The sequence below is a fragment of the Pseudoalteromonas sp. SG41-1 genome (genome assembly GCF_014164575.1).
Classification (GTDB): Bacteria; Pseudomonadota; Gammaproteobacteria; order Enterobacterales; family Alteromonadaceae; genus Pseudoalteromonas; species Pseudoalteromonas rhizosphaerae.
This window is the reverse complement of sequence record NZ_JACJFL010000055.1, coordinates 1-24956: the sequence shown is the minus strand read 5'-3', so window position 1 is coordinate 24956 and position 24956 is coordinate 1. Positions and strand designations below refer to the sequence as shown.

General features: G+C 40.2%; 27 protein-coding genes, 2 rRNA genes and 1 riboswitch. Of the genes, 5 read left to right on the top strand and 24 right to left on the bottom strand.

All coding sequences use genetic code 11. From position 1 onward, the window contains the following. Positions 1–307: 307 nt before the first annotated feature. On the bottom strand, positions 308–880 hold the full coding sequence (locus H5203_RS20090; RefSeq protein WP_182820171.1) for a hypothetical protein: 573 nt from the start codon (positions 878–880) through the stop codon (positions 308–310). A 324-nt stretch (positions 881–1204) separates the two neighbouring features. Next, positions 1205–1678, bottom strand: coding sequence for a VOC family protein (locus tag H5203_RS20085; protein WP_145237712.1), 474 nt, complete (start codon positions 1676–1678; stop codon positions 1205–1207). A 190-nt stretch (positions 1679–1868) separates the two neighbouring features. Between H5203_RS20085 and H5203_RS20080 the strand changes: the two genes are divergently transcribed. Then, positions 1869–2480, top strand: coding sequence for an SDR family oxidoreductase (locus H5203_RS20080; RefSeq protein ID WP_182820173.1), 612 nt, complete (start codon positions 1869–1871; stop codon positions 2478–2480). 192 nt (positions 2481–2672) lie between these two features. On the opposite strand, the gene H5203_RS20075 is transcribed toward H5203_RS20080, so the two are convergent. Both H5203_RS20075 and H5203_RS20070 read right to left on the bottom strand, forming a co-directional pair. Continuing rightward, positions 2673–4409 carry a DUF4153 domain-containing protein gene (locus H5203_RS20075; protein WP_145237718.1) on the bottom strand — a complete coding sequence of 579 codons (1737 nt, stop codon included), beginning with the start codon at positions 4407–4409 and terminating at the stop codon, positions 2673–2675. A 58-nt stretch (positions 4410–4467) separates the two neighbouring features. After that, entirely contained in the window at positions 4468–5166 is a 699-nt protein-coding gene (locus H5203_RS20070) for a tRNA1(Val) (adenine(37)-N6)-methyltransferase (RefSeq protein ID WP_145237721.1), read from the bottom strand. Between the two features lie 76 nt (positions 5167–5242). Here H5203_RS20070 and srmB point away from each other — a divergent pair, with 76 nt between their 5' ends. Both srmB and H5203_RS20060 read left to right on the top strand, forming a co-directional pair. Then, positions 5243–6475: an ATP-dependent RNA helicase SrmB gene (srmB, locus tag H5203_RS20065; protein ID WP_182820170.1), complete on the top strand. Its 1233-nt coding sequence runs from the start codon at positions 5243–5245 to the stop codon at positions 6473–6475. 409 nt (positions 6476–6884) lie between these two features. Further along, positions 6885–7214 carry a BON domain-containing protein gene (locus H5203_RS20060; protein WP_182820169.1) on the top strand — a complete coding sequence of 110 codons (330 nt, stop codon included), beginning with the start codon at positions 6885–6887 and terminating at the stop codon, positions 7212–7214. A 241-nt stretch (positions 7215–7455) separates the two neighbouring features. On the opposite strand, the gene H5203_RS20055 is transcribed toward H5203_RS20060, so the two are convergent. The 7 genes from H5203_RS20055 to yaaA all read right to left on the bottom strand — a co-directional run bounded on the left by H5203_RS20055 (position 7456) and on the right by yaaA (position 13629). Further along, entirely contained in the window at positions 7456–7647 is a 192-nt protein-coding gene (locus H5203_RS20055) for a hypothetical protein (protein WP_145237732.1), read from the bottom strand. A gap of 101 nt (positions 7648–7748) precedes the next feature. After that, on the bottom strand, positions 7749–8141 hold the full coding sequence (locus H5203_RS20050) for a hypothetical protein (RefSeq protein ID WP_182820168.1): 393 nt from the start codon (positions 8139–8141) through the stop codon (positions 7749–7751). Positions 8142–8564: 423 nt separating this feature from the next. Beyond that, complete coding sequence (locus H5203_RS20045) at positions 8565–10574, bottom strand: alpha-amylase family protein (RefSeq protein WP_182820167.1); 2010 nt, start codon at positions 10572–10574, stop codon at positions 8565–8567. 298 nt (positions 10575–10872) lie between these two features. Next, positions 10873–11067, bottom strand: a complete 195-nt coding sequence (locus H5203_RS20040) for a DUF1289 domain-containing protein (RefSeq protein WP_145242920.1) — start codon at positions 11065–11067, stop codon at positions 10873–10875. A gap of 109 nt (positions 11068–11176) precedes the next feature. Next, positions 11177–11656, bottom strand: coding sequence for a DUF2059 domain-containing protein (locus tag H5203_RS20035; protein ID WP_182759994.1), 480 nt, complete (start codon positions 11654–11656; stop codon positions 11177–11179). 178 nt (positions 11657–11834) lie between these two features. Then, positions 11835–12749, bottom strand: coding sequence for a mechanosensitive ion channel family protein (locus tag H5203_RS20030; protein WP_145242916.1), 915 nt, complete (start codon positions 12747–12749; stop codon positions 11835–11837). Between the two features lie 100 nt (positions 12750–12849). Beyond that, the gene (gene yaaA, locus H5203_RS20025; RefSeq protein WP_149983400.1) at positions 12850–13629 is read right to left on the bottom strand and encodes a peroxide stress protein YaaA; all 780 of its coding nucleotides are present in this window, start codon (positions 13627–13629) and stop codon (positions 12850–12852) included. Between the two features lie 250 nt (positions 13630–13879). Between yaaA and tal the strand changes: the two genes are divergently transcribed. Then, a complete protein-coding gene (gene tal / locus H5203_RS20020; protein ID WP_182735812.1) occupies positions 13880–14830 on the top strand; it encodes a transaldolase in 951 nt (316 codons plus the stop codon). Positions 14831–15007: 177 nt separating this feature from the next. Beyond that, positions 15008–15196 carry a DUF3545 family protein gene (locus H5203_RS20015; RefSeq protein WP_145242910.1) on the top strand — a complete coding sequence of 63 codons (189 nt, stop codon included), beginning with the start codon at positions 15008–15010 and terminating at the stop codon, positions 15194–15196. Positions 15197–15305: 109 nt separating this feature from the next. Here the strand turns inward: H5203_RS20015 and ung are convergent, their stop codons facing one another. The 13 genes from ung to rrf (H5203_RS19950) form a co-directional block, all read right to left on the bottom strand. Then, positions 15306–15968, bottom strand: a complete 663-nt coding sequence (ung, locus tag H5203_RS20010) for a uracil-DNA glycosylase (RefSeq protein WP_145242908.1) — start codon at positions 15966–15968, stop codon at positions 15306–15308. After that, entirely contained in the window at positions 15965–16822 is an 858-nt protein-coding gene (locus H5203_RS20005) for a cobalamin-binding protein (RefSeq protein WP_145242907.1), read from the bottom strand. Before H5203_RS20005 ends, ung begins: the two co-directional genes overlap by 4 nt. Then, positions 16822–17409 carry a cob(I)yrinic acid a,c-diamide adenosyltransferase gene (cobO, locus tag H5203_RS20000; protein WP_182820166.1) on the bottom strand — a complete coding sequence of 196 codons (588 nt, stop codon included), beginning with the start codon at positions 17407–17409 and terminating at the stop codon, positions 16822–16824. Before cobO ends, H5203_RS20005 begins: the two co-directional genes overlap by 1 nt. Then, on the bottom strand, positions 17366–18895 hold the full coding sequence (locus H5203_RS19995; RefSeq protein WP_182820172.1) for a cobyric acid synthase: 1530 nt from the start codon (positions 18893–18895) through the stop codon (positions 17366–17368). The genes cobO and H5203_RS19995 overlap by 44 nt, the downstream gene beginning before the upstream one ends. Continuing rightward, positions 18895–19422, bottom strand: coding sequence for a bifunctional adenosylcobinamide kinase/adenosylcobinamide-phosphate guanylyltransferase (gene cobU / locus H5203_RS19990; protein ID WP_145242903.1), 528 nt, complete (start codon positions 19420–19422; stop codon positions 18895–18897). Before cobU ends, H5203_RS19995 begins: the two co-directional genes overlap by 1 nt. Continuing rightward, positions 19419–20216: an adenosylcobinamide-GDP ribazoletransferase gene (locus H5203_RS19985; RefSeq protein WP_182820165.1), complete on the bottom strand. Its 798-nt coding sequence runs from the start codon at positions 20214–20216 to the stop codon at positions 19419–19421. The genes cobU and H5203_RS19985 overlap by 4 nt, the downstream gene beginning before the upstream one ends. Beyond that, on the bottom strand, positions 20216–21280 hold the full coding sequence (cobT, locus tag H5203_RS19980; protein WP_149983397.1) for a nicotinate-nucleotide--dimethylbenzimidazole phosphoribosyltransferase: 1065 nt from the start codon (positions 21278–21280) through the stop codon (positions 20216–20218). Before cobT ends, H5203_RS19985 begins: the two co-directional genes overlap by 1 nt. 4 nt (positions 21281–21284) lie before the next feature. Further along, positions 21285–22280 (bottom strand): iron ABC transporter permease, encoded by a 996-nt coding sequence (locus H5203_RS19975; protein WP_149983396.1) that lies wholly within the window; start codon positions 22278–22280, stop codon positions 21285–21287. Beyond that, a complete protein-coding gene (locus H5203_RS19970; RefSeq protein WP_220493306.1) occupies positions 22267–23103 on the bottom strand; it encodes an ABC transporter ATP-binding protein in 837 nt (278 codons plus the stop codon). The genes H5203_RS19975 and H5203_RS19970 overlap by 14 nt, the downstream gene beginning before the upstream one ends. Positions 23104–23188: 85 nt before the next feature. Continuing rightward, positions 23189–23314, bottom strand: a riboswitch (cobalamin riboswitch). 40 nt (positions 23315–23354) lie between these two features. After that, positions 23355–23969 (bottom strand): histidine phosphatase family protein, encoded by a 615-nt coding sequence (locus H5203_RS19965; protein ID WP_182758765.1) that lies wholly within the window; start codon positions 23967–23969, stop codon positions 23355–23357. A gap of 48 nt (positions 23970–24017) precedes the next feature. Then, positions 24018–24446, bottom strand: coding sequence for an FKBP-type peptidyl-prolyl cis-trans isomerase (locus H5203_RS19960; RefSeq protein ID WP_145242894.1), 429 nt, complete (start codon positions 24444–24446; stop codon positions 24018–24020). A 216-nt stretch (positions 24447–24662) separates the two neighbouring features. Next, positions 24663–24777 (bottom strand): 5S ribosomal RNA (gene rrf / locus H5203_RS19955). 62 nt (positions 24778–24839) lie between these two features. Then, positions 24840–24954: ribosomal RNA gene (rrf, locus tag H5203_RS19950) — 5S ribosomal RNA — on the bottom strand. Positions 24955–24956: the final 2 nt, after the last annotated feature.

Below are 24956 nucleotides of genomic sequence, written 5' to 3'. Positions count from 1 at the left end.
CAAATGTACCTGGCAATATTTGCTCAGCAAAATTGATTGGAATGAATTTATTTTGGCAGGATAAGTCTGGCTTGTAGTTGGCCATAACAATTTACCGTGGGTGAATAATATCTATTAGATCACAGCGGACAGGTAGATTCAAGGTTAGAAAACAATCAAGCCGAATATGTAAAATCAGTTCCTAGAAAGAGTAATTCTACAGCCTCAACGCCCGGCTCACCGAGCAAATTTTTGATGGCGACTTTTTTGCAAAGCAAAAAAGGTGACAGCGGAAATTTGTCCGGTGCAGCCGTTTGTTACATGGATTTTACGGGTTGTTGGCACGGTCTACTCCTGATTCAAACTCCAACATTGCGCTACTAAATGCCCAAATTTCCTTGCCATTACCATCTAAAGCTCCAGACCGCGGGACTTTAAAAGATTGTTTTCTTACCCATCGCCCCAGTCGCCCCCACCACTTTTTTGCAGCGTCTGGTGCAGGACGACCTATTTGTGCGTAATGATTTCCAATCCATTCGAACGAGGACATTCCTACTTTGCCTTCAACCTTTAGTCGAGCATTGAGCCAGAATATTGCAGGATGACCAGCACCAAAATATGGCTGTCTTGGGTTTGCCCCTGCGCGCTCTTCTTGCCACCCTTCAAATGGATTAGCTATCTCGCCATCAGCCTCGTCGTGATTTTTTGCTAGCAAGGGGAGCGGCCCTGCTTCTGAATGAAAAAGGCAGTAACGACCGGGTTCGTTTATTTCAAATTCACTAAATGCCTGCCAATGACCCTCTCCAACAGACTTAATGAGTGAAATATTTTTCTCGGAACGAAGGAAGTCAGACAAGCTCTTTAAATCTTCTTCTACTAAATACATTGGCAACCAAGCCATGACTTACTCCATGTAACAGCTTATTCAAAGGATCTAAACCCGCGAGTTGCAGACAGTAAACCCTTTGAGTTTTTTAATACTTTTAGTCTAACTCTGTATCTAAATGTAAATCAAGAGATTTATATTTGTTGTTTTTTTGTTGTTGTAAAATACAAGAAATAACCCCGCGAGTTGTTGAAAAAACAAACACGACTTATAAATGCAAGAAAATAAAGCACATAAAATAAAAGTGACACTCACATTAAAAACTACTCATAGCTGTCTTTCAGATGAAATATAAACCTATTTTTCAAAACTATGAGATCAGATATCAGCCACTATAATTTATGCGTCTTCTTCTTTACTGATCAGATCAACCATGCGTTGACTAATCTCGTCATCGCTGAGGTCTTCTTTATGAGTGCCTATTGTCCATACATGGCCAAATGGGTCTTGCAATGTACCGGCCCTATCACCGTAAAATTGGTCATGAACTGGGCGTATTTCTTTACCACCTAAGGCAACCGCATTAGCAAATACGGCATCTACATCTGCAACGTAAAGCATTAAGCTCACAGGCGTTCCGCCAAGCTCATCAGGGCTTTTAAAATGCGCTTCAGGGCACATATCTGAAAGCATAATATGCGAATCACCAATTTTAATTTCTGCGTGAGCAATCCCGCCATCTGGCAGCGGCATTTGCATAATGAGCTGGGCATTAAATACCTTCTCATAATACTCGATTGCTTTTGCTGCACCGTTAATTATCAAGTAAGGAGTAATTGCATGATACCCCTTTGGTATTGCTGAAACCGTCATTTTACGCTCCAAATGTGTGACCTTATTAAATAAAGGTTAGTCGATATCAGCTGAAAGTCAGCTTTACAAAAATGAAAACTAAATACTCTGATTTAAATGATAAATTGGTTCTAGCCCTTTAAAAATAAATATCTCCCCCAAGGTCTATAAACACAGTGAGCAATTTAGCTATTTTTTGAAGGAGTTAATGATGAGCAAAACATTAATCATAGGCGCAAGTGGCCAGATTGGTAAAATAACGACACAGTTACTACTTAATGATCAGCATCAGGTTGTTGCTCTCGTACGTGATAAAAATAAGTTAAGCGATTTAAGCAGTCCCTACCTCAGCGTGACCGAGCAAGATCTCGAGGGTGACTTTAGCCAAGCATTTGCAGGCTGCGAACAGGTAATTTTTGTTGCCGGTTCTGGCGGAAATACCGGCGATGATAAAACATTATTAATTGATTTATGGGCTGCGGTTAAAGCCGTAAATTATGCAAAGCAATATGATATAAAAAACTTTATTATGGTCAGTTCAATTGGCGCAGATGATCTTGATGCAACAGAAAGCGATTTAAAACCTTACTTAGTTGCTAAACATATGGCTGACGAACATCTAATCAATAGCGGCCTAAATTATACTATTGTACGCCCAGGTTCACTTACCAACGACAGTGCTTCATTGCAAATCACCACACAACGGCCAAGTGAACGTAAAGATGCAAAAGTCAGCCGTGAAAACGTGGCAAATGCCTTGTTGCAAGTGGTAAAAACGGCTCCTGGTGACAACCGAATATTTGAGTTATTTGATGCCAATTAAAGCCTGTACCTGGCTGTAATTACAGAAATACCAGGAGCTATAGCAGAATAATTTTCTGTATGCTCCTGCTGTTACTTAGCCTAACAATATTTATTAGTTTGGTGATTCAATGTATTACGCTAAACGTTATAGCGTTGAACTTTATATTGAATTACCAACTAATATTTTGAACACTCTGACCTTAAACCCTGTTTAGTAATCAATATTACTCCTGACTTTAAACAGCACATCGCCAATTTTCAAATCATTATATTTGGGTTGTGCAACCTCAATGTTATCTGCATCAATCAGTGTTTTTAGTAATTTAATTTGCTCGGGATTATCGATAGTCATGTATTTTGATTGCCATTGAGTGCCATCATGCAACCACAGATTAGCTTCAGTAGAGTGATTCGTTTCATCTATAAATACATAATCGAGTTGTTCATCTTGATTTAAATCTATGGCGATAAAATAAAATGAATGACTTTTAAGCGGTGTCCAGCGGTTGAAATGTAAGCTCTCGAATACAGCCTGAATTAACTCATCCGAAAACACCTGCCGCCTAGGCCAAAACATCGAGTGCGTAACAAACTCTGTTATTGATGTTTGCTCGGCTAAAGCCTCAAACTCTGGATTATCTGGGTTGACATACATTCGCTCAATGATCATTGCTTGCTCTGGATGAATACTCTGAATTTGCGCTTGTAACTTTTGCATTGCAAGATAGCCTTGGCGTCCTAAATTACTTGAGAAGTAATAATAATCAAATTCTTCAATACTCACGTCACCTTCATTTAAGCGCGCGATTTGACTCTCGGTAGATAAACGCTGAAAATTCAAAACTGGCGAGTTCACTAGTAGCATAAATATTAAAATCACTACTCCCATCACAATATTAACTTTGCTTTGCACTTGTTGCCATGCATCGCGCTTTTTAACGATCCCGACTAAATACCCAAATGAAAAACACGCAAGTAAAAGACACACTAAAATAGCCCAGCAGCGACCCACCGTGATCCCGTATTGTTCAACTCTAAGCCAAATGCCATAAGCGGCAATCACACTGTAAATTGGTAATAAAGCAATACCAAAAAATACTAACCTATGTATTACAATTTTATAAGGTCGCTGATCAGCAGCGTATTGATAAACCGTATTCACAAAAAATAAAGTGAGTACCTGTAACCATAAAACTAACGAGCTACCACTGCCTGTTTGCCATAATTTATCTAGCCCCGTAAACGGTAGCGTCGCTAAAAAGCCTAAAGAAATAACCGTAAGTACTGGCAGTAAAAACTTAATCAAGGTTTGCAATAAAAATGAGATGTTATCTTCTATATGCATAACCCCTCTAAAGATCACCGTGGCAAAACCGAACGCTAAGGTTAAAGTTGGGATCCAAAACCAGTCTTTTTTGAGTAGCTCAGAGAAAAATGTAATCTCTAACGCATTAAATAGCGCCGCTCCTAACTGCAAAATTCCCCAGAAAATTAAAACGAATAACCAACACTCTGCAAATAAAATAAAGTTACGCCATGAGAGCTTGAATAATTGGCTATAACTAATTGCTTCATTATCAATCAGTTGTTGGATATACATAAGTGCTTTAAAGCTGGCAATTAAGGCTGTGAATATAAAAATGGCCGTTAAAGCATCGTTATTAACCAGCGCAATAGGGTATTGCTGAGCACCAATATAAGCACCAAGGAGTGATAACAACAGACTAAATGGTAACAAGTAACTAAGCAGTTTTTTAATATTAGCTTGCTCTACAGCAAGTAAAGTCAGTAGCACAAAACTAATGGTAAAAGTAACTAAAGAAAACAACCAAACTGGCTCTGTCGCAGGCCATAGCTGATTTTCAACACTACGATATAACAAAGTAAGAACAATGCCTTGCACTAAGGAAAGTACAAAAATAAAAGGTTTAGGTAGTTGATTATCCATATCTATCACCGAGGTTTTTCATCAGTGTGCGATAAATGTACCTTTTATTCAATGATGATTACATTTTCAAGTAAAAGTCTTTACATAAAGCTATATACTCATCGCTATATTGAGCCCCTTGACCATGAATCGTTAAGCTGGTCAGCTCGCATTCTTGCATCTGATAAGCAAAGCACATTAAGCTCCTACTCGGCGCTTTAGTGGCAGTAGTTTGTACTAAACAATGGCGCACTAAATACAAACCTTGTAATTGCGCTTGTGCAATAAACAACTGCGCTTCTGGGCAAGGTAGGATCACATTTAAAAAAGCATTTTGGTGACTAAGGTGTTTGAATGCAGTGATTAACTCACTAAAACTTAAGCTATCTGTATGACGTGCGGTATTACGAGCTAAGTCCTGCCCTTTTAAACTGGCATTAAAATACGGAGGGTTACTGATCACAACATCAAACTCAGTTGTGGTGGTTACTTGCTGAATAGCTTTTTGCATCAGTGTAATATCTGGCCATGGGCTATTTGTAAAATTTTGCTGCGCATCAGCACATGCATTGGCATCAATTTCAACAGCATTAACCTGCATAGTTGGTTTGCGTTGCTTGCACATTAATGCCAACAACCCAGTACCTGTGCCAATATCAAGTAACCGCTGTGAAGTAGTTAAGTCAGCCCATGCACCGAGTAAAATTCCATCCGTCGAGACCTTCATCGCACTGCGCGTTTGCGCTACTTTAAATTGTTTAAACACAAAGCCTGACATTTTTTCACCTTTTCATTCACCAACTGGCGGATAGCGCGTATAATTACCAGCAATTGTCCTCTATTTTTGACACTCTATGCAATTTTCTGATTTTGATATTGATAACAAGATACTACAAGCCGTTGCTAAAATGGGTTACGAAACCCCAACTAGCATTCAACAACAAGCGATCCCTGAAGCGCTGCAAGGCCGTGATATTTTAGCCTCTGCACCAACCGGTACTGGTAAAACAGCGGCATTTTTGATCCCGGCGATTCAATACTTACTTGATTTCCCGCGTCGCGAGCCTGGTTTTGCCCGTGTTTTGATCATGACTCCAACGCGCGAGTTAGCTTATCAAATTCATGAACAGTGTGAACTACTTTCTAAAGGCACTAACCTTAAAATTGGTGTTGTTACTGGCGGTATTAACTACGGTACGCATAAAGAAATTTTTGAAAAAAATAACGATATATTAATCGCCACACCAGGGCGATTAATGGAATATTTAGAAACCGAAAACTTTCATGCCGAAAACGTCGAGATGCTTATTTTAGACGAAGCAGACCGCATGTTAGACATGGGCTTTCGTAAAGAAATGATGCGTATTTGCGAAGAAGCAAAAAATCGTCGTCAGTGCTTTTTATTCTCAGCCACTCTTGAAGGCGATAGCGTTGAACGATTTGCAGAGCAAATTTTAAAAGATCCAGCCCTATTAGAAGCTGAATCTTCACGTAAAGAAAAAGCTAAAATCCACCAATGGGTACACATTGCTGATGATTACAACCATAAATTAGCAATGTTGGTTGAAATACTAAACAGTGAAGACTTAAGCAAAGCTATTGTGTTTGTTAAAACCCGTGATCGCCTAGAAACATTAGTCGGCGAGCTGACCAATGCTGGGGTGCGCGCAGCCTGGTTACGTGGCGAGATGCCACAAGACAAACGCATGAAGGCAATGGAAAATTTCCACAGTGGCCGTACAAGAATATTAGTTGCGACTGATGTTGCCGCCCGCGGTATTGATGTGGCTGATATTAGTCATGTGATCAACTTTGATATGCCACGCACAGCAGACGTGTATGTTCACCGTATTGGCCGCACTGCTCGCGCAGGTAAGAAAGGCATTGCAATTTCGTTAGTAGAAGCCCATGACATTGCAGTATTAGCCAAAATTGAACGCTACATTGAGCTGCGCCTTAAACGCCGTGTTGTTAAAGGATTTGAGCCGCGTCATAAAGAAGCTAAAGCGCCAATCAAAAAACATAAAGATCCGGTAAAAATCAAAGCCCGTAAAAAGGCCAAAGCTAAAGCCAAGAAAAAGAAATAATTCATCTGCTTTAACGCCACATAAAAAGCCGAGACTTATCATAGTCTCGGCTTTTTACATTCAGTTTTACCTACTCGCAGTAAGTTATTAAACCCTCTCATAGCAGTCATGCAAATTAGTTATCTTGTGATCCCCATTTAGCTTGCTCATTACAAACTTGCAGCTACGACCATCACTTAACAAAAAATATATTGCATCGCTATAGCTGAGCTGCGCTAAACAGCAACTACAAATCTAAATTAGTTAGCTAATCGCCGTACTTTTTACTCAGTTGAATGTAAAAAATTCCAAAAACATTACCCGAACTTAAAATACCCCTTCAATTTCAATGCGTTAAAGTTGGAATAAATATTGTAACAGTAAGCTTACTATTCACTAAACACATACAATAGATGTTATGAGGGAAATCATGGACCGCTTCAAATTAACTGTATCATTGGTATCACTTTGCTGTGTACTTTTACTCGCCTGCGCAACGCAAGTCAGTGCAGCCACTAGTACAATTATGATCAGCAGCGTTTCTCCTCAACCGACATTACAACAGACTATAATTCATAAACTGCGCAGCAATCCAAACCTAAACCTCTCGCAACTGCGAGTACACGTTGATGGCAACAAAGTAGCCATTTATGGTCTAACCGAAACCGGCTTTGAACGCGCACTGGCACAAAAGTTTTTAGAAAACACCCAAGGTGTGGCAATTATTGAAAATAAAATGCAGGTTAAAGTAGCTAGATAGAAGATTAAAAATTGATTTGCAAGGCTCTACTATTTAAAGACAAGATAAGCATTACTGTGCTTGCTCAACATATAAAAACATCACCAACACACCGCAATGCACAATAAGGTATTTAATAGAAATAGAACTGCTTTGTTGTGTTATCGCTAGTGCAATTAAACTCACTGCTGAGTTTAATTGGCAATTTTATGCGTTTAACACAAATGTGAGAAACACTAATCTACAGATGAATTTTTATGATTTACTCAACTGCTTTAATTTTAACGATACCAAACTTAATGAGGCCAAAATATCCGATCTCGGCAGCTACCACTACAGGCAGAACTATTTTTAACCAATAGTTTGGTGAACCGTAAAACATCGCCAGTATAGTCACTGCAATAGATGAAATAATTAGGGCTGCAATACCGCCACTAACCTTATCAATTCGCACTGGCTCCTTACAATTTGAGCACTTTACTTTCAAGGGATTCATGGTGTTTAAAACTGCCATAAAAGAAATACTGGCACTACAATTATTACACTTACTCATTACTAACTCTCAGTTGGTTTAATAAAGAAATCTTTGGCATCGCTAAAATACAAAGCCCATGCAGCGAACAATGGATATATAGCTTTATTTATAATATTTGAAAATGAAAAAACAGCGTTACTTTCTAATGAAACGATAAGTGAATCACCCGCATATAAAAATACGTAAAGAAAAACTACAGAGAAAAACAAATGTAATCCTTTTGAATTTCTTTTAAATATTTGCCACATAGCAATTATTTGGATCGTAACAGCAATTGACCAAATAACTAAACTGATAATATCTAAAGTTGGGTCATCAGAAATAAACACCAGTAAAGCTGATGCGATAAAAGGCCAAAGACCATAACAAAAGAAACAAAGGATAACTGTTCCATAAACCATGATTTCTTTCATCCAGATACCTTAATTCCCTTTAAAATATATTGCCGCGCGCAACAGCGAACAAATCTACGCAGAGGAGTGATTGTCTAGCCCAAATGACATAGTTAACTAACTCATTGTATACAATTTAATAATGCCTAAGTAAGTTATATTAAACCACTCAACTTATAGCACTTATACATTATTTAAAAGCTAACGAGTATTTAGAATTACTCTTTCTATTCAAACATCAAAAAAGAACTAACTTTATTTACATTCAATCACTTAATCAAGCATTAATAGTAAATCGTAATTAGATAACTGTTTATCTAATTTGCAGATACGCAAAGTTACTAATGACCATAAAGCTCAAAATTCATTTTGGCAATAATAGCGACTTACAAATCCCAGCTAAACGCATACTTATGGTTTAGCTGGGATTTATCTGTAATAAAATTAGAAATTGCGTATTTCTACCGTTGAATTATTAAACTCAAATTTATTAATTTTGCCGCATTGAGCAACATGATTAGTACTAGCATAAGGGGGGTTTGCTTGCGCGATATTGCCCTCCCAGCCCTGACCATTTTTAATAAACGCTTTTACCTCAAACCATCCATTAACCGCTTTGCTGCAATCCATATCAACATCAAGCAGCCAATAATGTTCACCCCAAATATTCAGTGGTGTAACACCAAATCCATCATTAGCAACGGTTTTTTCTGCTCCCCAAGTTGCTGGCCAAATATTAGTTGTCCAATCGGTTGCGGTCCCTTGCGCCTCAATACTTTGGCCCGTTTCAATACCATACCAATCTAGGTAATTATCGTTTGCTTTCCAAGGACTGGTAGTGGCACTTTGCAAATTATTATGGCGAATTGGCATAGCACATTCAAAGTTGCTTGTTTGGCAGTTACGCCCAAGGTTTGTGTTTGCATAAACATGGTCAATCCCGCCGCGAATAAACATATCTTGGCCAGTTTGCGTTTGTGCGTTAATAAATATCACAGTTCGCTGCCAATCACTCTGAGGATCAGGGGTTGAGTTAGTGTTTAACTTGGCATTTTTATGAATAGCCATTGCATCCCACGCGGCTACATTTAAGTTTATAGTGCCATTTGCATTAACAGTAATAACTTCACCAGTACAACTTGTTGCATCATTAGTCAGCGCTCCTTTGAGCACGTTACAGTATTGCCCTGGAGCCATATCTGTTTGCACGGTGGTATTGAGTGTTGAGCCTTCTTTATTAATGGCAACATGCCCTGAACTTCCTCTACCAAATGCTATTTGATTGTTAGTATTATCCCACCAATTGGTTGTTGCCCAGTTATCAGCCGTATTATTTCTAAAATCTACGCCACCTGCAATGTATGCCCAACGATGCTCACATTGCCAATTACTCGCAAAGCATTCTAAATTACCGTTGTTATGCACAGGTACGCTTGGACCACCAGCATCTGTGTCACCATGATAGTCGTAACTAGACATTACTTTTGGATAACCATACGGGTAAGCCAACATAAATACGTTTGCTAAGTCGTACAAGCGGCCATCTTCAAAGGTAATTACATTACCGGCACCACCATGACCGCGTTGATTATCATGATTATCTACAAATACTACAGCTGATGCACTTGGCATAAACCCCCACCCTTCACCAAAATTACTTAACCATGCGAGCGAGCCATTCCTAAAGGTATTGCCAAGTTCAGTGCTGTATTTAAACTCCGTAACTAAACCTGACGCTAAATACTCAGAGGCACCAACAGCCTCGCCACCTTGATCAATTACTTCTTGAAAGACCACTGGCGAGCCATTCACTTTCGCCATTAAACTTTGAATATCACTGGCTGCAACATGTTTAGAGGCATCAAACCGAAACCCCTTAACACCAATGGCTTGTAATTCATTAATGTAAGCCGCTAATGTGTTTTGGACATACGTTGCAGCGGTATCTAAATCTGCTAGTCCAACTAACTCACAGTTTTGTACTCGGTAACGATCGTTGCCGTAGTCAGAGCCATTAATGGCGCAACTGGTGTGAAAGTCTTGTGGGCTATAAATTGGGTATTGTTTATTACCATAGGTATTACCAGCGGTACCTGTACCACTGCCTGCAGCCATATGATTGATTAAAGTATCTACATAAATATCAACGCCAGCGGCATTACAGCGATTAACCATATCAATAAACTGCTCGCGGTTACCGCCTCGGCTTTGCAATAGGTAACTGACAGGTTGATAACGCGTCCACCATTGGCTGCCTTGTATATGTTCATTAGGCGGCGATACCTGTACCGCTGCATAGCCTTTAGGTCCTAGGTATTGTTCACATTCGAGGGCTACATCTTGCCAGTTCCATTCAAATAGATGGACGAATGTTGTTGGTGTTGCATTTGCAATCGACGTAGCACTTAGGGCAATGCTTAGCCCAATAGTGGTTACTATTTTTTTAATTTTCATTGTGTGTTCCGTTGTGTTGTCAAGTAATAGGCATTCTATATTTACAAAGAATTAACAATAGAGAGGTTCTCACAAAATGAAAATTGAATACGTATGCAATCAAAAATTCAAAAACACCATCGATTATGGATGCTTAGCCAAATGCAGTGGCACGAGTATATCGCTAACTTATTCTTTGTGTGTGTTGGAGTGTTTATTAACGGGCAGTACAGAGCAGTAAAAACTAGTATACGGTTTTTATACTAATCTTGAAATTTGGGGTTAGCTTTTTCAGACTGCAGTTTGCTCTACAAAGTGATTATTTATGTTGCGCGTTTTTGCGATTTTGGCATTCATTAAGAACCTGCAGCTTTTGTGCAGGACTTGCACTGTGCCACGCGAGAATTTCATCAAGGGTTCTAAAGCAACCGATACAGGTATCGTTTTTATCCAAACAACAATGCCGAATACATGGGCTACTTGGTTCTTCATTGCTCACTTTAATGTTATTCATTAATTTTACCTTCGACTTTACTTATTAGACACTAGCCTTAGTTTTAGCTCGTGTCTAATAAGTGCAGTAGATAATCGGCTAGCGATAACTAAACTATGACCACTGCCTTTTACTTGTTTTGATGCTTCGCCATAAATGGTTGCAGTCTTTCAAGCAGTAGGCCTTGTTTTAACTGCCCTTCTTGCATACCTAACTGCGCACCTATTTGCATCAATTCTGGTGATTTAGCTAGAAACTTTTGCCCTGTGGGTGTTTCATAAAAGGCGGTTAACTCATTGATTTCTTTGTCAGTGAAATTCTCTGAGTAGACTTCAACCAATTCAGCTAAAATTACTTGCTGATCAAAATCATATTTAAACCAATCTCGGTAAATATTTTTCAGCTCTTCTTTCGCCGCTGCATCCAATTTTAACTGTGCCGCCATTTGCTCAATAACCGGCAACATAGCTTCAAAACCACCGGTCATCTGCTTATCCATGTCCATTACTGAGAACATTCTTTCAACTGGGCTGGTTGCTTGCTCTTCTGCATAACTGAGGTTGGTTAATATTAATAGTGAAAACGCACATATTGATAGGAGTTTTTTCATTGTAATTTCCTTATACAGGGATAAATAAACATGCACTTATCTTACTCTTATTGTTGCTGTCTATCAGTAGAAAACTTAATACTGGTAAATATGCGCAAATCAACAACTGTATTACCAGCTGTAAATTTGTGTAAATTAGCACTATCAACAGGTAAATATTACCTGTTGATAGAACCATTTATTGTTCTGAGTGCTGGCGCTTTTCAGTGATCATCGCATCGAGTTTTTCACCGCCTTTAATACCAAAATCAAGGGTGCGAATTGGGAATGGAATACTAATATCAGCGTCACTTAGCGCTTGTTTGACTGCCACAATTGCTTTATGGCGTACGGTCATAAAGTCTGCCTCGCCGGGGTATTTTATCCAAAACCACACCAGTAAGTTGACACTACTGTCTCCAAACCCTTCAGCATAAACAGCGGTTTCGTCTTGTTTAATTACAAAATCAAATTCATTGATTTTTTTAACTATCACCTCAGCTGCCAGCTCTGGGTCATCACCATATGAAATGCCCACCGGCACTTCAATGCGGCGTACACCTAAGGTACTGTAATTACGTAATACATTACGAAAAAGTATTTTGTTAGGCACTAAAATCAATTGCCCATAAAAGTTTTCGATAAGCGTGTTGCGCAAATTTATTGAGCGCACATTGCCAAAAACATCATCGGTTTTTATAACATCGCCTGTTTTAAAGGGTTTGCGAATACCCATAGCAATACCAGCGATTAGGTTCTCTGTCATATCTTGAAAGGCAAAACCAATTGCTAGACCAACAATCCCAGCACCAGCCAGTAATGACGTTACAGTGCCTTTTAGCCCTATAAAATCGAGGGCAACAAATAACCCAACACACAGTACTATCATCTTGAATATCGATGCCATTAAGTCTGCAATTTGTTGGGAGTCTAACGAGCGGCGTAAAACATTGCGCATCATCGAACCTAAAAAACGCGCGAGAATTGAGAAAACAATGGCGATGATCACCGCCACTATAAAATTAGGTATATGACTTATTACGACATCAAACCAGCCACCGAGTTTTTCTTCAATAAGTTTTTCGGCATCGCTGATAGAAGGTATTTTTAGCATTGCTTAACCTTGATTATTTTATAAATAGTCTCAGGTTATTGCAAAATAAGCGCCAAAACTAAAAAGCCATGCATTGCATGGCTTTTAAACAGATTAATAACTAGTTTTGTTCATCTCTTAGAAATACTGGCTCCAGCTCTTTTTGGGTCGCTTCGCTACTGTAGTAGTAACCATCAACAGTAAACTTTTTTAAATCGCTTAACTGGGTAACTTTATTCTCAATAATGTAGCGAGCCATCAAGCCGCGAGCTTTTTTAGCATAAAAGCTGATAATTTTATATTGGCCGTTTTTACAGTCTTTAAAGTGTGGAGTAATGATTTGCGCGTTTAAGGCTTTTTTATCAACCGCTTTAAAATACTCGTTTGATGCTAAATTTACTAGATATTGGCTATCTTGCTCAGCGAGTACGCTATTTAGTTTATCAGCAATAATACTGCCCCAAAATTCATAGAGGTTTTTACCACGGCTGTTATCAAGCTTAGTGCCCATTTCTAAGCGATACGCTTGCATTAAATCAAGTGGTTTTAATAACCCGTAAAGGCCTGACAAAATACGTAGATGACTTTGCGCGTAATCAAGTTGCCCGGCAGTTAAGCTGTTTGCATCTAAACCACCATATACATCGCCATTAAAAGCCATCACGGCTTGTTTAGCGTTGTCGGTAGTAAACGGTTGCGACCATTCACTAAAGCGCGCAGCATTAAGGCCTGCAAGCTTATCGCTAATTTTCATTAAACTGCCAATTTGTGCCGGCGTTAATTCGCGGCACACCGTCATCAACTCTTCGCTGTGCTCAAGTAACTCAGGTTGCGTGAATTTATCAGTGCTTGCTTGGCTCTCGAAATCTAAATTTTTTGCAGGTGAAATAACAGTGATCATAGTTAGCTATTGACTTGGAAATTATTTAATGTCAATTTCAACATTAAATGAAACGAAAAGCACGTTTTGTTTATATCAATTAGTTAGAATTGATTGGTATGATACCTACCTTATTCGCACAGCAAATTATGCTATGCACCTTCGTTCTTCACTGATACGGACATAAGACCTATTAAGCGCTGTCACAGTGCTGCAGTATAAGGTAGTTACAGTAGATTTTCTTTTAACTTGCTTGGAATGAGGAAAGCAAATGACTTCAGCTCTACAAAGGCTCAAACAACATTCATCTATCGTGGCCGACACTGGTGATATTGAAGCGATTAAAAAACACCAACCGGAAGATGCAACAACTAACCCTTCATTGCTATTAAAAGCCAGTGAAATTGAAGCCTATAAGCCGTATTTAGATAAAGCGTGGAGTTATGCTAAAGAAACCGAGCAAGACGCTGCTAAACAATTAGAACTAGCCTGTGACTACTTTGCTGTATTACTAGGTAAAGAGATCAGTGACATTGTGCCGGGTTATATTTCAACCGAAGTTGATGCACGTTTATCATTTGATACTCAAGCAACAATTGCTAAAGCACACACATTACTAAGCCTTTATGAAAAAGAAGGTGTGAGCAAAGATAAAATCTTAATCAAAGTTGCCTCAACGTGGGAAGGTATTAAAGCCGCAGAGCAACTTGAAAAAGAAGGTACTAAGTGTAACTTAACGCTGCTATTTAGTGATGCTCAAGCCCGTGCTTGTGCAGATGCTAACGTATTTTTGATTTCACCATTTGTTGGCCGTATTTTAGATTGGCACGTTGCTAACGGCTTAGAAAAACCAACTGATCCATTACAAGATCCAGGCGTGCAATCAGTACGCAGTATTTTTGAATTTTATAAGCGTCATGATTATAAAACGGTTGTTATGGGCGCAAGTTTCCGTAACACCGGTGAAATCATCGCACTAACTGGTTGCGATAAACTAACCATCAGTCCTAACCTTTTAGAAGAGCTAGGCAACCTTGAAGGTGCACAGGAGTATTTACTTGAAAGTGATATTACTAAAGAGCCTAAACCTGCACCACTAACTGAAGCTCAGTTCCGTTGGTTACATAATCAAGATGCCATGGCGACAGAAAAACTAGCTGAAGGTATTCGTTCTTTTGCTGATGCACAAGAGCAACTAGAAGCGCGTTTTAAAGCAATGTAATCGCTTTTATCGTTTAAATTAAACGTCGCATTTGCGGCGTTTTTTTATGCCTGAAAATAATCTCTATTCATTAATTTATCACTTACCTGTAACATAAATGTCACTTTTTTATTCTATTTTAGTGTGGCCTGTGGTATAGGTATTTTCGAGGTTCAAAAAATTCAATAGGAGAAGTTCATGGATAGCCTAGACGATATTTTAGAGATATTAGAAGGTCCTGATACAACAAGAAAGACCTCTCAGAAAAATAAAAAGAGAAAATGGCGCGAAATCGAAGCTTTAAAAGACAAGCAACGTTTACGTAAAGAACTACAGGAACTAGACTTTTTTACAGACAATATTGCGATTGATGAATTAGATTTTTAATTTCGCAATAGCTACTAACCAACTAAAAGGCCCTTACCGATAAAGTAAGGGCCTTTGTTTATATCAGTTAACGTATATTCTGCGCAGGATAACCTAGCATCTACAATTCCTAAACTTGCCAATCGATCGCTGTTTGCCCTTGCTGTGTTAATAACTGATTGGTTGCGGAAAAATGCTGGCAACCAAAGAAGCCACGATGCGCAGACAACGGCGATGGGTGCGGGCCATTTAAAATATGGTGACGCGTACTATCAATGCCTTTACCTTTCTTTTGTGCGTGAGCACCCCATAAAATAAATACCACACCTTCACAGTGTTGATTAATATGGGCAATAACCTTATCGGTAAACTGCTCCCAACCTAAGTGTTTATGGGAATGGGCTTGGCCTTGCTCAACAGTCAGTACGGTATTAAGTAAAAACACCCCTTGCTCTGCCCAGCGTTGTAAATAACCGTGCGTAGGCACGCGAAAACCATCGATATCTGTAGCCAGCTCTTTATAGATATTTTTTAATGAGGGGGGAAGTTTACCAACCTCTGGTAATACCGAAAAACACAAACCATGTGCTTGTCCTTCGCCGTGGTAAGGATCTTGTCCTAAAATAACCACTTTTATATTACTTAACGGTGTTGCATCAAATGCACTAAATACATACTGCTCTGGCGGATATACAGCAATACCTTCGCTGCGCTTTTGAGCAACTGTATCCAACGTCTGCTGCATATAAGTTTTTGCACATTCGGTTTTTAAAAAGTCTTGCCAATCACTCATTGTGCCTCCTTAATTGCAACGCGTGAATCATCTATTTTAGTACACATATCAGCAAGACCATCCAACATACGCGTGGTAAAACGGTGTAGTAAATCAGCATTGACGCTAATAAACTGGTGGTGCTTTACCGCGGGTACTTCGGGCCATTGTGTCCAATCAATCACAGTTTGCTGCGCTTGTGACTTCTCATTAGGCAATATAATTATCTCTGGTTTTGCCACGATCACATTTTCAATACTTATCAGAGGGTAATCAGTTCGGCTGCTAGCAAATACATTACGACCTTGGCAAATTTCGATTAACTGATTGATCCAGGTATTTTTACCCACCGTCATCATCGGTTCTGCCCATAGCTGGTAAAATACCGCGACCTTACTTTTACCTTGCTGCTTGGCTTTGATTACAGCAATTTTTTGCTCAAATTCAAGTGCGGCTTGCTCGGCTGATTGCTCACGTCCAGTAAGCTCACCTAAACGGCGCAGTTCATTGGGTACTTTATCTACTTCACTGGCGTCACTGTAAATTATATCAATACCAAAACTTTTAATACGTGCTAAATCCTCAGCTTTGCTACCCGTTTTCCATGCTAAAACTAAATCAGGTTTGAGGGCCAGTAGCTTTTCTATTTGAATACCTTGGTGACCACCGATACGTGGGATATCATTGGCCGCAGCAGGGAAATCAGCATATTCCACGGTTCCCACGATTTGCTCACCAGCGCCGATGGTATACAGGTTTTCAACAATATGCGGGGCCAAGGCGATAATTCTTAATTGCTGCTTGTTAGGATCAGCCACGAGCTTAAAGCAGCACAGAGCCAGCGATAAAACGAGTACAAGCCTAAGCGTAGCCATTAATAATCAAATCCTATTTGCGCTTTAACACCAGCATCAAATGCATGCTTAACATTGCGCACTTCACTAACAGTATCAGCTAAGTCAGTTAACTTGCGGTGCGCACCACGGCCAGTAATAATTAAAGATTGCATTGGCGGACGATTAGCGATCACTTCGAGTGCTTCGTCTAAATCAATGTAGCCGTAGGTGATCATATAAGTAATTTCATCAAGTAATACTAAATTAATTGATTCGTCAGCCAACATACGTTTTGCTTCTTGCCAAGTCGCTTGCGCCGCTGCGGTATCTGATTCTTTATTTTGCGTCTCCCAGGTAAAACCTGTGTTCATAATGGCAAATTCAACCCCTGCGCCTTGCAATACATTACGCTCACCACACGGCCAAGTACCTTTAATAAACTGGCACACAGCAGCTTTCATGCCATGGCCTACACAACGTGTTACCGTGCCAAACCCTGAGGTTGATTTACCTTTACCGTTACCGGTGATCACCTGAAAAACACCTTTCTCAGTTTGTGCTGCGGCTATACGCTCATCAACTTTATCTTTTACTTTTTGTTGGCGTTGTTGGTGCTTGTCGCTCATGATTAACTCCTTCCCAGTTTTGGTAAATTTGCGTTATTTTGTCTAAATCTAAATGTTCTTTACACATCGTGGCTAAGCGCGTTAAGTGCTGCTCGCGATGTGTGTCTATATCTATTAATTGGGTAATACCACTATTTGGCAATACCCAATCCAGTATTAGTTGCGTAGCTGCACTGCTATCAAATAAGCCATGTAAGTAAGTACCTGCTATACAATCATCATCTGATATAAAGCCATCTTGCCTAACATGCTGTGGATGCTGAGTAAATTGTAAAAAAGGCTTTTTAAATGCTGGGCCAGCGCTGCAACCAGCGTGTATTTCATAGCCTGCGACTTTTGCTTGTTGACCGCCAAGATGGATCACACCAGCAGCTTGAGTTAGTACTTTATGCTGCCCTAAGTGAGTGGCAAAATCAGCAAGCCCTAAAGCTTTACAGTGTGTTTTACTTGATTCCACACCCTCAGGGTCATAAATATCTGTGCCGAGCATTTGCAAACCTCCGCAAATACCTAATAACTTACCGCCATAACGCAAGTGACGCTGAATCTGCTCGCCCCAGCCTTCATTGTTTAAAAAGGCTAAATCATTAATAACATTTTTACTGCCAGGAATGATGATCAGATCAACGTGTGGAATTGCTTGAGTATGGCGAATGTAATTAATGTCAATTTGCGGGTTTAAACGCAGCGCATCAAAATCAGTGTGGTTACTAATATGAGGAAGTAGCAATACTGCGATTTTTATTTTTGCTTGGCTTACTTGATTATCTATCGCTACCGCGTCTTCAGCATCGAGGGCGAGATCATGTAAATACGGCAACACCCCTAAAACTGGTTTACCGGTGTACTCTTCAAGCCAATCAAGGCCACCTTGCAATAAGCCTATATCGCCACGAAAACGGTTGATCACAAAGCCTTTTACTCGGGCTTGTTCTGACTCGCTTAATAGCGCAAGAGTACCGACCAAATGCGCAAACACACCGCCTTTATCTATATCTGCAATAATGATCACGGGGCAATCAACCGCTTCGGCGTAACCCATATTAGCAATATCACCCGCACGTAGATTAATTTCAGCCGGACTGCCCGCACCTTCAACTACCAGTAGCTCAAACTCTTCGCTTAAACGCTGTTGCGAAGCCAGTACCGCATCCATCGCGACTTTTTTATAATCATGATAAGCACCTGCTTCCATATTACTAATGGCTTTACCGTGAATTATCACTTGAGCGCCAGTATCACTATTGGGCTTGAGTAAAATGGGGTTAAAATCAACCCGTGGCACCACTTTAGCTGCAATCGCCTGAAGTGCTTGCGCACGACCTATTTCGCCGCCATCTTCTGTTACAGCGCTGTTTAAGGCCATATTTTGCGGTTTGAATGGAGCAACTTTGATCCCGCGTTCAACAAATACCCGGCACAATGCTGCAACTAAAGTACTTTTCCCTGCATCAGAAGTCGTACCTTGTACCATTAATGTTTTCATCATGACTGCCCTTTCAGTGTTAAGGCAAGACCTGCCATTATAAATTCAACTCGCGCAGCTTTTGCGGCAATGGCTTGATGTAACCAGCCTGATTCATCTACAAACCGGCGGCTTAGCTCGCCCAGAGGCACAATACCGTGGCCAACTTCGTTACTGACAAAAATCACTTGCCCCGGTAAATTTTCAAGGGTATTTAGTAGTGCTGATTTCTGTTCATCCCAACAATCACTTGTGGCGTGACATAAACAGTTACTTAACCATAAGGTTAAGCAATCAACTAAAATACAGTTATCTTTGCTGCTGTGTGTTTGTAACGCCTCAGCCAATGCAATTGGCTCCTCAACTAACGGCCAATCTACAGGGCGCTGTTGTTGATGATGGACTATACGATCTTGCATTTCAGTATCGTGGGCTTGCGCCGTTGCGAGGTAAATAACGCTTTTATTGCTTTGCTGTGCAAGCTGTTCAGCAAAGCGGCTTTTTCCACTGCGTGCGCCGCCTAAAATAAATGTGTGGTTAGCGTTCATAATACACTCACGAAAGTTAAGTAAATGGCAATTTCACTTAGCTGCTGCGCCGCACCTAAACAATCGCCAGTGTAACCACCTAACTGCTGTTTAAACCAGCGGATCAAAATGACTCTTAGGATCAGTAATACTGCTACAAGAATGAATACGGTTTGCCATAACAATACACCAACAGCAATCAAGCTAACCAGTAAAGTAGCGGCGGTTACAAGTAACGTAACTAAACTAGTGACCGATAGGTGCATAGCAAGCGGCTTTACTTTTGAAGTCGCATCCTCACTTACATACTCCATCCCCATAATTAAACTGGTTGCCACTACTCGGCTTACACATTGCCCGATAACAACTGCACTCAATACAGTAATCAATGACTCACTAAGAAAGAGTAGGCTTTGAAATTTAACCAGCAGCATAATAAGTAATGCCGCTGCACCATAAGTACCAAGACGACTGTCTTTCATAATGGCAAGCTTTTGCGACACCTGCCAACCACTGCCAAAACCATCCCATACATCGGCCCAGCCATCTTCATGAAATGCGCCTGTTAATAACAACCCGACCGCCATCATTAGTAATACACTTATTGATGCTGGTAACAGTAATTGAAAAACGCCGTAGCTGAGTGCTAATAATCCACCAAGCAGTAAACCCACTAAAGCAAAATAGCGACTTGCTTGATTTAAATGAGCACCGGTTACATTAAAGCGCAACTGCACCGGTAGCCGGGTTAAAAAGCTAATTGCTAATAACAGTAACTGCCATTGCGTTACTTTATTTGCCTCTGGGTTAGGCATTAACTGACAACCTGCTTAACACCAGCATCAGCAAAACTAGCCATCTGATTATAAAAACCAAGTGCGGCTTGCAATAATGGTAAACTTAACGCAGCGCCAGTGCCTTCACCCAAGCGTAAATCAAGTTGCAGCAGTGGCTTAACATCGAGTGCGTTTAACATCAGTCGATGGCCTTGCTCATTTGAGCAATGTGCAAAAATTAAATAATCTTTCACTGCTGGGTTAATATTAATTGCGGCCATTGCCGCAGCACTACAAATAAAGCCATCAACTACTACAGCCATGCCTTGCTCAGCCGCAGCCAACATAGCTCCCGTAATATGCACAATTTCAAAGCCACCTAACGCTGCAAGTAGTGAAATAGGATCTGCTAAATGTAACTGATGCAATACCAGCGCTTGCTCTACAACTGTTATTTTACGCGTAACAATATCATCACTAACACCCGTGCCTTTGCCAACACACTGCTGTGCAGGTAAATTCAGCATAGCTGCCATAATCGCTGCTGCACTAGTGGTATTACCTATGCCCATTTCGCCAAAGGCAATTGTATTACAACCACTATGACTGAGCTGCTGCACCAGCTGTTTAGCATTATTAAAGCCTTGCTGTACCTGCGCGGTATTCATTGCCATGTCTGTATTAAGTGGCTTTGTTATACTTCCTAGACGGCAATTATGGACACTTGGCGCTGTGACTGGATGCAAAATACCACAATCAATCACTTCTAATTGCCAACCTAACTGTTGGCAAAAGACATTAATAGCGGCACCACCGCTGACAAAATTAGCTACCATTTGTGAGGTGACATCACTGGGCGCTATCGATACCCCTTGTGCAGCAACACCATGATCTCCTGCAAATACCAGCAAAGTAGGCTTATTGATTGCAGGTGCAAAGGTTTTAAAAGCATCTTCGCTTGCCACTTTTTGGCTAAACAAAGTAACCAGTTGTATTGCACATTGTTCTAACTGTCCAAGTGCACCAAGCGGTTTAGTTTTTTGGTTAATCTTATCAATGATGAGGTGACCAAATTGATTAGTTACTGTGGGTATATTAAACATCTGACTAACTCTCTCGCTTGCGAAAATAAAGTAACGATAAAAAGAAAATACTGCCTATTGCAGAAGTAATAACACCGATTGGCAATTCTTGATTTGCAAGTAAAACACGCGATAGCACATCAACCCACACCATAAATATACCGCCAACTAAAGCCGTCATGATCAAACCAGTAATAGTGCCTTGCGACACAAAAAACCGTACTATATGCGGGATCATCAAACCAACAAAACCAATACCACCACACATCGCCACTAACACTGCAGTGATCAATGAGCTCAATACCAACATTAATAACCGAAACCGCTGTACCGGTATTCCTAAAGTTGCAGCACTTTCATCACCTAGTAACATTGCATTTAGTTGCCGACGAAAACCCATCATCAGCCCGGTGCAACTAATAATAACTAAAGCGGGTAACCATAACGTTGACCATTGTGCGCGAGCAAAGCTGCCTAGCGTCCAAAATAAAATAGCCGTGATCGCCTGCGGATCACTAAAATATAAAAGTAAGCTGGTAAAGGCACTGAATAAAAAGGATAAAGCGACCCCAGCCAAGAGCATGCTTTCAACTTGTCCGCGACCTGCTCGTCCGGCAATAAAAACCAGTAATAACATAGTCAATAAACTACCAACAAATGCCGCGGCCGACATTGTTATTCCCGCGCTGACTCCTGTTAGTGTCATAAAACATACCACACCAAATGAGGCTCCCGATGAAATACCAAATAAGTAAGGATCGGCTAACGGATTACGGGTTACGGTTTGTAAAATTAAACCAGCAATAGCTAGACCAGAGCCAGCTAAAAACGCCAACAATGTTCGTGGCATTCGCAGTTGCCATATGATCCGCGCTATAAAGGAGTCATCTCCCTGACCTATAATACTGTGGTATACATCAATGAATTTACTGGCCGCAGCACCAAAGCTAAGTGCTATAAAAATGCTCGACAAGGCAAAGAATAACGCCACGCTGACTGCAAAATAATTATTTTTTTGCATCAACGCCACCACCTTGATAACCGTAAAAATAGGTAATACGCGGAATGACCTTATTTAATTGTTTACTCTGTGGATGCGCCGAGACTTCGGCACAGACACCAAATACTTCGCTGAGCATTTCTTCCGTGATGACATATTCTGGGCTACCCGTTGCAACTAACTCACCTTGCTTTATCACCAGTAGTTCATCACACATACTTGCTGCAAGATTAAGATCATGGAACGACGCTAATACCGTTACATTTAGCGATTTAGCCAACTCCATTAATTGAATTTGATATTTAATATCTAAGTGGCTGGTAGGCTCGTCCATAATTAATAATTGAGGGCTTTGTACAATTGAACGTGCTATCAATGCGCGTTGCTTCTCGCCACCGGAAAGGGAATCAAACGATTGCTGTAAATGATGGCTCAAGCCAACTTGCTCAATCGCCTGAAAAATAATTTGTTGATCATTTTTAGTTGTCGAACTAAATAAGCTTTTATGCGGCGTAAGGCCAAGACTCACTACATCATAAAGCGATAGGTTAAATTGCGAAGGTGTTTCTTGCAGCACCACAGCAACTTGCTTGGCATATTCATCCGCACTTAGCTGCCAAATATTTTTCCCTGCAAATATAACCTCACCGCACACTGGTTTAGTGTAACGGTATAAACAACGCAATAAACTTGATTTACCTGCGCCATTAGGCCCTAACAAACCGATAAACTGGCCTGGTTTTATTGCAAAATTAATATCGTGCAAAATGGCGGTATTTGCCACCGACCACGATAAATTAGCTACTTCAAGTAAAGGGGGATCAATTACTGCTGGTATTTGCAATGTGTTATCTCTCTAGCAATAGCTAAACCCAATACACTACAAACCATTATGATCATGGTGATAATAGAAGAGTTAGCCCGCTCAATAGGTAATAAATTAACGTATTTTGTATCTGACTTATCGCGCTTGCGACTTACAGTTGCGGGAACAGTTGAGGAGTTACACCCCATTCCAAAATACATAAGGCTCTATTATGGGCGGGTGAGTAAATATTTCAATTAATATCTTTCTAGACGGCTAAAAATAGTCTTTTAAAACACAATTCTGGGCCATGCTTTATCGCTATCATCTATGTAAATATCAATACAAATAAGCTTCCCATAACCGATTGAAAATATGTTTTGCTGATTCGACTCTTTTGGTAACTGACAAATAATACCTAATAGTTGCTTGATCACTCCGGCATGCGTTAAAACTAATTGTGCTTGAGTGTGATTACTTGCAATATCAATTAGTAACGTTTGCCACCACGTTGCTATTCGCTGATAAAAATCTCTCATACTTTCGCCATGAGGAGGAGTTACTTGCCAAGGGCTTTGCCAAAAATCGCCAAGACTAGGAGGATCCGTCTGTTGCCACAAATCATCATATTTACAGCCATCCCAATCACCAAAATTAAACTCTCGGAGCTGATCGGTCAGAAAAAGTGGTATTTGCTGGGCATGGCTAAAAGATCTGGCAAATTCGCTACAACGTTTCAAAGTCGAACTTTGTACAAGCTCAATATTAGTTAGCTCATTGCACGCTTGATGTAATTGCGCACGGCCAAGTTCACTGAGTAAAAAATCTGTCTGTCCGGCCAAGACTCCTTGCTCAATCAATTCGCCATGGCGTAATAAATAAACGCGACTAGAAAATGGCGGCATAAAACCCTCTTACATTAAAGAAAAGTACTTTTAACAATAGCATAATGGTCATCCTAAACGGATTAAGCGCACATCAAAATGTAGAACGGCATTAGCTCCTATTTTTCCACCATTCCCCTTGCGTCCCCACGCCAGCTCTGCAGGAATTACAAATTCATAGCGAGAACCAACCGACATCAATAAAATACCTTCTCGTAATCCTTCGATTGCCTCATCTAAGGTAAATACTTCAGGCATTCCAGCTTTATAACTATCAGCTATTACGCTGCCATCAGCAAGCATAATACGCTGATTGATGACCACGGTATCTGTGTCAGTTACTCGCACACCAGAGATCTCATCTATTACTTTATACATCAAACCAGAAGCACACAGTTGAGTATCAGCATGATTACTAAATTTAACTATGAAGCTTTCACTGTTTTTACGATTGAGTCCTGATGAACCTTTTGATTTAGTTGTTTTTTTACGTGCCATGAAGCCCCACTATTTGTATGATAAATATAATAATCTTATCGCATAGGTAGAGGCCTAAACGCAAGTTTTATAGTGAGTTTGCGAGTTTTTCAAAACAATAAAATGATCTTAATGATTGGCGCTGTCTTTGCCCGCCAGCATAATCTCACTGCTAAATCACTTTCCTGCAAACGTAAAAAAGCCCGACTATTTCTAGTCGGGCTTTCTTTAATTAGATCCTGGCAATGTCCTACTTTCACATAGCAAATGCTACACTATCATCGGCGCTATTTCGTTTCACTACTGAGTTCGGCATGGGATCAGGTGGGTCCAAAACGCTATTGTTACCAAGAAAATTCTTTTCAATTTTCTTATTTTAATTATTAAGTTTTAAGTCCTTCGACTAAATTTGGAGCCTGGCAATGTCCTACTTTCACATAGCAAATGCTACACTATCATCGGCGCTGTTTCGTTTCACTACTGAGTTCGGCATGGGGTCAGGTGGGTCCAAAACGCTATTGTTACCAAGCA